The organism is Micromonospora sp. NPDC005161, assembly GCF_053599855.1.
In genome coordinates, this window is record NZ_JBSFYQ010000001.1 from 426,708 (window position 1) to 436,189 (window position 9,482).

Annotated in this window: 8 protein-coding genes, 2 pseudogenes and 1 riboswitch; of the genes and pseudogenes, 8 read left to right on the top strand and 2 right to left on the bottom strand. The window is 68.8% G+C overall.

The annotated features are described in order from the left end of the window. Positions 1 to 473: 473 nt before the first annotated feature. The 3 genes from ACWD5O_RS02070 (at position 474) to ACWD5O_RS02080 (ending at position 1,547) form a co-directional block, all read left to right on the top strand. On the top strand, positions 474 to 785 hold the full coding sequence (locus tag ACWD5O_RS02070) for a hypothetical protein (RefSeq protein ID WP_450084340.1): 312 nt from the start codon (positions 474 to 476) through the stop codon (positions 783 to 785). Between the two features lie 228 nt (positions 786 to 1,013). Then, positions 1,014 to 1,211, top strand: coding sequence for a hypothetical protein (locus tag ACWD5O_RS02075; protein ID WP_450084341.1), 198 nt, complete (start codon positions 1,014 to 1,016; stop codon positions 1,209 to 1,211). A 201-nt stretch (positions 1,212 to 1,412) separates the two neighbouring features. Beyond that, a complete protein-coding gene (locus tag ACWD5O_RS02080) occupies positions 1,413 to 1,547 on the top strand; it encodes a hypothetical protein (protein ID WP_450084342.1) in 135 nt (44 codons plus the stop codon). 136 nt (positions 1,548 to 1,683) lie between these two features. Here ACWD5O_RS02080 and metH read toward each other — a convergent pair whose 3' ends face one another. Continuing rightward, a complete protein-coding gene (gene metH / locus ACWD5O_RS02085) occupies positions 1,684 to 5,259 on the bottom strand; it encodes a methionine synthase (protein ID WP_450084343.1) in 3,576 nt (1,191 codons plus the stop codon). 65 nt (positions 5,260 to 5,324) lie between these two features. Continuing rightward, a riboswitch (S-adenosyl-L-homocysteine riboswitch) is annotated at positions 5,325 to 5,400 on the bottom strand. Positions 5,401 to 5,779: 379 nt separating this feature from the next. On the opposite strand from metH, the gene ACWD5O_RS02090 reads away from it, so the two are divergent. Together ACWD5O_RS02090 and ACWD5O_RS02095 are read left to right on the top strand one after the other, a co-directional pair. Then, the gene (locus ACWD5O_RS02090; protein WP_450084344.1) at positions 5,780 to 5,887 is read left to right on the top strand and encodes a helix-turn-helix domain-containing protein; all 108 of its coding nucleotides are present in this window, start codon (positions 5,780 to 5,782) and stop codon (positions 5,885 to 5,887) included. 648 nt (positions 5,888 to 6,535) lie between these two features. Next, a complete protein-coding gene (locus tag ACWD5O_RS02095; RefSeq protein WP_450084345.1) occupies positions 6,536 to 7,033 on the top strand; it encodes an integrase core domain-containing protein in 498 nt (165 codons plus the stop codon). A 1-nt stretch (position 7,034) separates the two neighbouring features. On the opposite strand, the gene ACWD5O_RS02100 is transcribed toward ACWD5O_RS02095, so the two are convergent. Continuing rightward, complete coding sequence (locus ACWD5O_RS02100; RefSeq protein ID WP_450084346.1) at positions 7,035 to 7,691, bottom strand: IS701 family transposase; 657 nt, start codon at positions 7,689 to 7,691, stop codon at positions 7,035 to 7,037. On the opposite strand from ACWD5O_RS02100, the gene ACWD5O_RS02105 reads away from it, so the two are divergent. From ACWD5O_RS02105 to ACWD5O_RS02115, 3 genes and pseudogenes are all read left to right on the top strand, one after another. Beyond that, entirely contained in the window at positions 7,666 to 8,466 is an 801-nt protein-coding gene (locus ACWD5O_RS02105; RefSeq protein WP_450084347.1) for a zinc-binding dehydrogenase, read from the top strand. The two genes, ACWD5O_RS02100 and ACWD5O_RS02105, sit on opposite strands and share 26 nt — an antisense overlap. Before the next feature lie 355 nt (positions 8,467 to 8,821). After that, positions 8,822 to 9,094 (top strand): annotated as a pseudogene (locus ACWD5O_RS02110) (IS6 family transposase); the annotation flags it as partial. A 92-nt stretch (positions 9,095 to 9,186) separates the two neighbouring features. Further along, a pseudogene (locus ACWD5O_RS02115) lies at positions 9,187 to 9,482 on the top strand (DDE-type integrase/transposase/recombinase); the annotation flags it as partial.

A 9,482-nucleotide genomic window follows, 5' to 3' on the forward strand; every position in this document is an offset into this window, starting at 1 on the left:
TGATCATGGAGTTACGACGCTTCACCACTCCGAGGTCGTGTTGCGCCGCACACCGCGTCGAGTACGTCATCGAGGCCGTACGGCGCGCAGACCGCGAGTTGGTCGTGCACGTCGAGGCGGACGGCCACTGCGGTGGCGTGGCGTACTCGGGCCAGCCGGCGGCCGCGTCGGCGATGGTGCGCAGCGGGGTGAACCGGCTGGCGCCGAACCTTGCCGGATACGGGGTGTGCACGGCAGCCTGGTTCTTCGCCTTCCAGGGGATCGCGCCCGGGCTGCCACCAGCCGCCGAATGGTTCGTTCGAAGTGATCATCGAGACGTGCAGAGTGTCCGATGTGATCGCGGCGGTTCGCGACGATTTCGGTGCGGCGGTGATCATTCCGACAGCGAGCTGCCCGTGCGAACAGGTGGAGGCCGTCCGGCCACAGATGCGTGACGACTAACCGCCCGGTTGACGGGTCCTAGAATTCGCCTTATGGGCTCGCTCAACGTTTCGCCCGGCCACCCCGGGCCATTCGTGCGCTACGCGACGAAGGGGCTCGTTGACGTGGCCGAGGCGGAACTGCGTGAGATCGTCCCGAACGTGGCGGTCCGCCGGCGCGAGGAGCGGTTCCTGATCGCCGAGCTGACCCCTGCTGAGGTCGAGCAGGTCGGCGCGGAGGCGCGGATGCCCGACGACATCCGCATGCTGGTCGCGGGCCCGTCGACGGTCCGCGACGAGGACGGGCTGGAGTCACTGTGCGCGTCCGCTGCGAAGGAGGTCCGGGCATTCGGTGGGCCGCGCTGACCCCGGGCCGTGGTCGGTCACGCTGTCGACGCGCAATCCGCCGTGGCGGCGCAAGCCCCGCTGGAGCCCGAAGCCGATCCTGGCCCGCACGCTGCACGGCGCCGACCCGGACGCGACCCAGCGGCAGCCGATCGACGTGCGCATCCAGCTCGACGGCGAGGACGGCCATGCTGCGGTGAACCTCTGGGAGCGTCCCGTCGGCGAGCAGGAGCGGGACATCACGGCGGCGTGGCCGGGGGCGCTGCGCCCGACCGTCGCGTCGCCGCGGCTCTGGTCCGGCTCGCCGTGGATCTGGGCGGCCCGCACCCCCTGTACGACCCGTTCTGCGGCAGCGGCACCCTCGTCGGCGAGGCCTCCCGCCGCGGCCTGCCCGTCTACGCTTCGGACCGCTCGGACACGCGGCCCGCCTCACCCGCGAACGCCTGACCCGCGCCGGCCTGACCGCGGACGAGCTGCACCACCGGGTGTTCGTCCGCGACGTGTACGCCGGGCCGGACCCGCGTGTCGACGCCCGCCTGCTGGTGACCAACCCGCCGTGGGGGAAGCAGGTGGGAGTGAGCGACCGGATCGCCCTGTTCAACGCCCTGGCAGCTGGTCGCCCACACCCTGCGCGTCGGCGGGGCCGCCGTGCTGCTGACCACCCACGAGGAGCAGCTGATCGCGCGGCTGCGACGTCACGGGCTGAACGGCACGTCGTGGCCCATCGGGCTGCTCGGTCAGACTCCTGGCATCGTGACCTGCACCTGGGACGGCGGACGTTGACGGTGGCGTCCAGTAACGGCTGCTCTGAGACGGAACGTGGATCGTGGCCACTACGGCAGCAACTCCCGGCGGCGCCGGCGCTTCGTCGTCACCGACCGCACCACGGCGTGGCGCTCCCGCCTGGCCGGTACACCCGTCAGGACGGTTCATAGGCCAGATTTGGTCGCAGCCACCGCTCGACGTCGGCGACGCTGGTGGCGCGGCGGGCGGCGTAGTCTTCGATCTGGTCCTTGCCGATACGGCCCACTGTGAAGTATCTCGCCGCCTTGTTGGCGAAGATCAGCCCGCTGACGCTGGCTGCCGGCGCCATCGCGAAGGACTCCGTCAGGCCGATGCCGAGCTCGGCGGCCTTCAGCAGGTCGAACAGTTCCCGCTTCTCGCTGTGGTCCGGGCTGGCGGGATAGCCGAGCGCCGGTCGGATGCCCCGGAAGCGTTCGGCATGCAGGTCGGCGAGGTCCGGCGTGGCGTCTGGTTCGAACCAGTCGCGGCGGGCCTTCAGGTGGATGTACTCGGCGAAGGCTTCGGCAAGCCTGTCGGCCAGCGCCTTGACCATGATTGCGCGGTAGTCGTCGTGCTGGGCCTCGTAGTGCGCGGCCAGGGAATCGGCGCCGTGGATGGTCACGGCGAAACCACCCAGGTGGTCACCGTCGGGGGCCACGTAGTCGGCCAGGCAGCGGTTGTCGCGGCCGGCCGGTTTGACCGTCTGCTGGCGTAGCATCGGCAGGCGCACCCCATTGCCGAGGACGATGTCGTCGCCCTCGGAGTGCGCGGGCCAGAAGCCGTAGACGCCCCGGGCCTGGAAGGAGTCGTCCTTCGTGATCTTGTCCAACAGGGTGTTGGCGTCGTCGTAGAGCTCGCGGGCGACCGGCTGATCTAGGATCGCCGGGAACTTGCCCTTGAGTTCCCAGGCCAGAAACAGGAACTGCCAGTCGATCATCTCGCGCAGCTCGGGAAGGGTGGGCTGGACCGTCCGCCGGCCGGTGAAGGCCGGGGTCGGCAGGTCGCTGAAGTCGACCTTCTCGCGGTTCGCGCGGGCCTCAGCCAAGCCGAGCATCGGCTGGGAGTGCCGGTTGGCATGCGCCTCGCGCAGCTGCTCCTGCTCGACGCGGTTGGCGCGGTCCAGCTCGCGGGCCCGGCCGTCGTCGAGGAGGTCGGAGACCACGCCGACGACCCGGGACGCGTCGAGCACGTGCACGGTTGTGCCGTCGTACGAGGGGGCGATGCGGACGGCGGTGTGTTGACGCGATGTCGTGGCCCCGCCGATCAGCAGGGGCACCTTGAGGCCGCGGCGCTGCATCTCGGCGCCGACTGTGACCATCTCGTCCAGCGATGGCGTGATCAGGCCGGACAGGCCGATGGCGTCGGCGCCTTCGGCGACGGCCGTGTCCAGAATCCGGCCGGCCGGAACCATCACGCCCAGGTCGATGACCTCGTAGTTGTTGCAGCCCAGGACCACGCCGACGATGTTCTTGCCGATGTCGTGCACATCTCCCTTCACGGTCGCTAACACGACCTTGCCCTGCCCGCGGCCCGGGTCGACCCGGCCCTCCAGGCGGGCCTGCTCCTTCTCGGCCGCCATGAACGGTTCGAGGTAGGCGACCGAGCGCTTCATCACCCGGGCGCTCTTGACCACCTGCGGCAGGAACATCTTGCCGGCGCCGAACAGGTCGCCGACGATCTTCATTCCGTTCATCAGCGGACCCTCGATGACATCGAGGGGTCGGGCCAGGCCCTGCCGGGCCTCCTCCGTGTCCTGTTCGATGAAGTCGACGATGCCGTGGACCAGCGCGTACGACAGCCGCTCGGTCACTGGCGCCTCGCGCCAGGAAAGGTCGACCTCGCGCTTCGTGCCGGAACCGGTAACGGTCGACGCGAAGGTGACCAGGCGGTCGGTGGCGTCCGGGCGCCGGTCGTAGATCACGTCCTCGACGAGTTCGAGGAGGTCGGCGGGGATATCGGCGTACACGGCGAGCTGGCCGGCGTTGACGATGCCCATGTCCAACCCGGCGCGGACAGCGTGCAACAGGAACGCCGAATGCATGGCCTCGCGAACCACGTCGTTGCCTCGGAAGGAGAATGACAGGTTGGAGATGCCGCCGCTGGTGCGGGCACCCGGGCAGCGCGCCTTGATCAGCGGGAGGGCGTCGATGAACGCCTTCGCGTATCCGTTGTGCTCGGCGATGCCGGTGGCGACCGCGAGGACGTTCGGGTCGAAGATGATGTCCTCCGACGCGAACCCGGCCTGCTCGACGAGCAGATCGTAGGCCCGGCCGCAGATGGACACCTTGCGTTCGGTGGTGTCGGCCTGGCCGTGTTCGTCGAAGGCCATCACCACCACGCCGGCGCCGTAATCGTGGATCCGGCGGGCCTGAGCCAGGAATGACTCCGCGCCCTCCTTGAGGCTGATCGAGTTGACCACGCCCTTGCCCTGCACGCACTTGAGGCCGGCTTCGAGGACCGTCCACTTCGAACTATCGATCATCACTGGGATCCGGGCGACCTCCGGCTCGGTGGCGATGAGGTTGAGGAAGGTCGTCATGGCGCGCTCGCTGTCGAGCAGGTCCGCGTCCATGTTGACGTCGAGCAGGTTGGCGCCGCCGCGGACCTGCTCCAGGGCCACGTCGACCGCGCCCTGATAGTTGTCCGACTCGATGAGCCGGCGGAACTTGGCCGAGCCGGTGACGTTGGTGCGCTCACCGATCATCACGAACCCGGTGTCCGGTCCGATCGCGAACGGCTCCAACCCACTGAACCGGGTGGTTTCCGGCAGGGCGGCAACCGTCCGTGGCGGTGTGCCGGCCACGGCGGCGACGATCCGGGCGATGTGCTCCGGTGAGGTGCCGCAGCAGCCGCCGGCGATGTTGAGCAAGCCGGACGCGGCAAACTCGCCGAGCAGGCCGGCGGTCTCCTCCGGCGTTTGGTCGTAGCCGCCGAAAGCGTTCGGCAGACCGGCGTTGGGGTGACACGCCACGTAGGTTCCGGCGATCTTGGAAAGCTCCTCGACGTGCGGGCGCATCTCGGCCGCGCCCAGCGAGCAGTTCACGCCGACGACCAGCGGTTCGGCCCGCTCTATCGAGCGCCAGAAAGCCTCCACGGTCTGCCCCGACAGGGTCCGGCCGCTGAGGTCGACGATGGTCACGGAGATCCACAGCGGCAGTTGCGGCGCGACCTCACGGGCTGCGGCGATTGCGGCTTTCGCGTTCAACGTGTCGAAGATCGTCTCGATCAGAAGCAGGTCGACACCGCCCTCGGCCAGGGCCGAGATCTGCTCCGCGTACGCCGCGCGCACTTCGTCGAAGTCGACGGCGCGATACGCCGGGTCCTCGACCCGCGGCGACAGCGACAGCGTCACGTTCAGCGGCCCGACCGAGCCGGCCACGAACCGGCCACCGAACTCGTCCGCCGCCTGCCGGGCCAGCCGCGCACCCTGAACGTTCATCTCACGAACCAGTGACTGGAGCCCGTAGTCGCCCTGGCCGATGCTCGTCGCCGTGAAAGTATTGGTGGTGGTGATGTCGGCGCCGGCGGCCAGATACTGCCGGTGTACGTCCACAATGACGTCAGGCCGCGTAAGGTTGAGCAGGTCCGGATCACCGCTAACGTCCTGCGGATGGTCGACAATCAGGTCGCCTCGGTAGTCCGCGGCGGTGAGCTGCGCGCCCTGCAACATCGTTCCCCAGGCGCCGTCCAACACCAGAATACGCTGGGACATCAGCTGCCGCAGCGACGATGCAGTGCTTCTCTGGCTCAATAGCGCGCTCAAGCAGCCGCCTCCGAAGCTCGGAGGCGCCCTTGTTGAAGAATTGAAGGCCGAGCGTGGCGGGCTCCGCCCGTCGCAGCGCCTCTCGACCCGACAGGCAGATAGTACCCAGACCCGCTTGTCTAGACGTCCCGGTGAGGATCTGACGTCTGACGGCTGCGGTCACGCGGCAAGCCCGATCATGACGAGCACAGGCCCTTCACGGGCGATGTGGCGGCGGGGCCACATCGCCGCCACGAAACGATGACGCGGCGTTATCGGCTCAGTAGGGGGTCCGAACTCGGCACCGTCCCGCCGGCACGGATCACTTCTGAGCTGCGGGTTTCGGAGAAGTCGGCACGGCAGGGCGGCGCGGATTTACGGCCGGAGGGCTGGCGGCTCTAGCCTCGTCCGAGCCCGACGGCGCGGACTGTAGACCCACGGCTGAGCAGCGCGCAAATAGCTTGCCGGGTTGCTAGACGAAGGTCTGGTCGTGCCGGGGTGTGTTGACGCTCGGTGGACGTTGGCTCGGGTCGCGAGATTGATCGAGCGCCGGTTCGGCGTCGCCTACACGCTGTGCGGGGTGTCCTATTTGCTGTGACGGATGTCCGGCTTGTACCGTGCCGAAACTCGTCGCACAGGGTGTGAGCTGCTGCTTCGCGGCAGTGACGCAGGATGGCAGGGGTGTTGGTTCGGCTGCTGTACCTGAGTGCGGTGCGGATGTTCGGCTGGTTGCCGCAGGCCACGCGCAGCGAGTCCGCGATGGTCGCAGAGTTGCTGGTGCTGCGCCACGAGGTGGCGGTGCTACGCCGTCAGGTCGGTCGGCCGCGCCTGTCCTGGCCGGAGCGGGCGGTGTTGTCCGCGCTGGTCCGGGCCCTGCCACGGGAACTCTGCAGGCATCGGATCGTCACCCCAGCCACCCTGCTGGCCTGGCACCGCCGGCTGGTCCGCCGGCACTGGACCTACCCGAACCGGCCCGGACGACCACCGATCAGCGACGACCTCCGGGACCTGATCCTGCGCCTGGCCAGGGAGAATCCCGGCTGGGGGCACCGACGCATCCAAGGCGAACTCGTCGGACTCGGCCATCGCCTCGGCGCTGGCACCATCCGTCGCATCCTCGCCAGCTCGAAGCGCGGTCCCGCCCCACACGAGATCGACACCAATTGGCGGACGTTCCTGCGCGCGCAGGCGTCCGGCCTACTGGCGAGGCGACTACTTCCACATCGACACGGTCACGCTGCAGCGGATGTATGTGCTGTTCGTCATGGAGATCACGACCCGACGGGTGCACATCCTCGGCGTCACCGCCCACCCGACCGCCGCCTGGACTACCCATCAGGCCCGCAACCTGGTGCTGGACCTCGGTGACCGTATGACACTGTTCCGGTTCCTGATCCGCGACCGCGACGCCAAGTTCACCGCGTCGTTCGACACGGTGTTCGCCGCCGAAGGCATCGACGTGGTGAAGACTCCGCCACGCACGCCCCGGGCGAACGCGTTCGCGGAACGCTTCGTGCGCAGTGTCCGGGCCGAGTGCACCGACCGGGTCCTGATCTACAACGAACAGCACGCCCGTACCGTGTTACGCCACTATGAGGACCACTTCGACCGGCACCGGCCGCACCAGAGCCTGGATCAGCATCCACCCGACTACGACCCCGGCGTGGTCGTCGCGATCGACAAGCCGATCCGGCGACGCCGCGTCCTGGACGGCGTGATCAACGAGAATCACCGGGCAGCTTGAGCTACTCGCAAATTCGCAGCCCACAAGCCCGAAACAGAGTTTTGGCACCGTACACGGGTTCGACCGACCAGCAGCGGTAGAAGGCCAGCTCACCGTTTTTGCGGTTGCGGCGGATCAGCAGCCAGTGGTGCCCGCCGTGCAGGTCGGCGGCGTGCGGCAGGGCGGTGAACGACCAGTCGTAGTAGCGGTGTCCCTTCGCGCCTTGACCGGCGGACATCCGCTGCCAGGCGGTCGTAGGAAGACCGGCGGCCAGTACGTCGACGCTGTAGACGCCCAGGCCGGTGATCACCTGATGTGAACAGGCCACCGCCAGGACGTAGCCCAGTCGCAGCTGACGCAGTCGGGCGGCCAAGCGCGGATCGTTGCCGTACGCCTCGTCGCCGGCCGCCCAGCGGCAGGGCAGCCCGCTGCTCACAGCCGTCTCGATCATCCGGGCCGCCAGTTGCGGCTTGGTAGCGAAGCGCACCTGTTCGGGGACACCGGCCTCGGCCCGGCGCTCAGGGTCGTCGCACCAGGATTTCGGCAGGTAGAGGGCCGCGTCGAGCATCGCGTGACCAGCCTCGGTGGCGTAGACGAGGTGCACGGCGAGCTGGCAGTTCTCGATCTTCCCGGCGGCGGTCGAGGCGGCCGGAGTGGGAGCGTGGGATCGGCTGCTCAACGACGCCGGCTGGGAGGTGGGGCTGCGGCCTCCGGCGGCGCTGGGAGTGGAGGGCGCGGGCCGGGTGATGGCGGTCGGCGCCGACGTCGATGCGTTCGCCGTCGGCGACCGGGTGCTCGCGCACGAGGCTCCGCTGCCCGGTAGAAGCGGCTTCTGGGCCGAACGCGTCCTGCTCACCGCGGCTCATGCGGCGCGTCGCCCGTCCGGGCTCGAGCCGGTGGAAGCGGCGGCACTGCCGGTCAACGGCCTCACCGCGTGGCAGGCTATGGCGATGCTGGGACTCGGTGGAGGTCAGCGGCTCCTGGTCACCAACGCAGCCGGCAACACCGGTTCCCTGGCCGTTCAACTCGCCGCGGCCACGGGCGTCGAGGTGACCGCGACCGCATCCGCTGCTGCCACCGACCGCCTGCGCGGTCTCGGAGCGGCGCAGGTCGTCGACTACCACGACCCAAACTGGCCGGATCAGGTACGCGGACGGTTCGACGGTGCGCTGGCCGCGGCCGTCGGCACGGCGACCGCCGCCCTGCCGCTGGTGCGCGACGGCGGGCGGCTGTGCTCGCTGACCTCGGACGCGCCGCCACCGCAGCGGGGCATCACCAGCACGAACCTGTACGTGCGACCCGATGCCGCACAGCTGGCCCGGCTGGCGGAGCAGGTCGGCGACGGGACGCTGCAGCTGGCGCCGGAACCACTCCCACTGCGTGAGGGGCCGGCCGCCTTCACCCGCGTGGCCGCCGGACGGGCCGGCGGCGGGAAGATCGTGCTCGTCCCCTGAGCAGGCTGAGCGCGGCCGGCCAAAACGGTGCCTAGGTTCGAACCGGAACCGCTGCCACCTCACGAGTTGGACCATAACTACATGATCGCCCCACGCCAAGAGCTACCGCTGCCATGACGGCGCCCGCCAACACACACCTGCCCAGGGTGACTCTGTTGGCGATTGATTTGGGGCTATGCGGCGAGTGCGAGGTCTAGCCGGTTGAGGTGGCTGGTGCGTCTGGGATTGACGGGTACGCCGTTGAACCAGGCGTCGAGGCGGATGAAGTTCAGCGCGGTGGCTTGAAGACATGTTCCAGGCGGGGACTCTGTTGCGTTGGTCGTTAGCAAGATCGAGGCAGGCTTGACCGGTGAAGCTGTCGAACCGTCCCCGCCCCTGGCTACCACCGAAGTCCGCGTTCGCCGGGTTCCGGTTCCCGCCCGAGGTGATCGCCGTCGCGGTCCGGTGGTACCCGCGCTACAACCTGTCCTACCGAGACTTTGAGAAACTGCTGGTCGAACACGGCATCGAGATCGACCACGTCACCGTCTACCGGTGGGTGCAGCGATTCACGCCGCTGCTGGCCGACGCCGCCCGATTCAGCCGGCACTCACCAGGCGACAGGTGGTTCGTCGACGAGACCTACGCCCGATCGGACGCCGCGCCACATCTTTGACCGCGGTCACCCCGCACCTCCCTTGTCTACTGGCGAGGCGCTTCAAGGTCAACGGTGTGCGGCGCTACGTCTACCGCGCGACAGACCAGTACGGGCAAGTCATCGACGTACTGGTCTCGACCCGCCGGGACGCCGACGCGGCCAGGCGGTTCTTCCAGCAGGCGCTGTCGGCGTTGAAGCTCAGACCGACTGACGTGGTCACCGACGCCGCCGCGGTCTACCCCGCCGTGCTGGACGAGCTCGTCCCGTCGGCGTGGCACCACGTCGAGCAGCACGCGAACAACCCGATCGAGGCTGATCACAGCCAGCTAAAACACCGGCTACGACCGATGCGCGGCCTACGAACCGATCCGACCGCGCA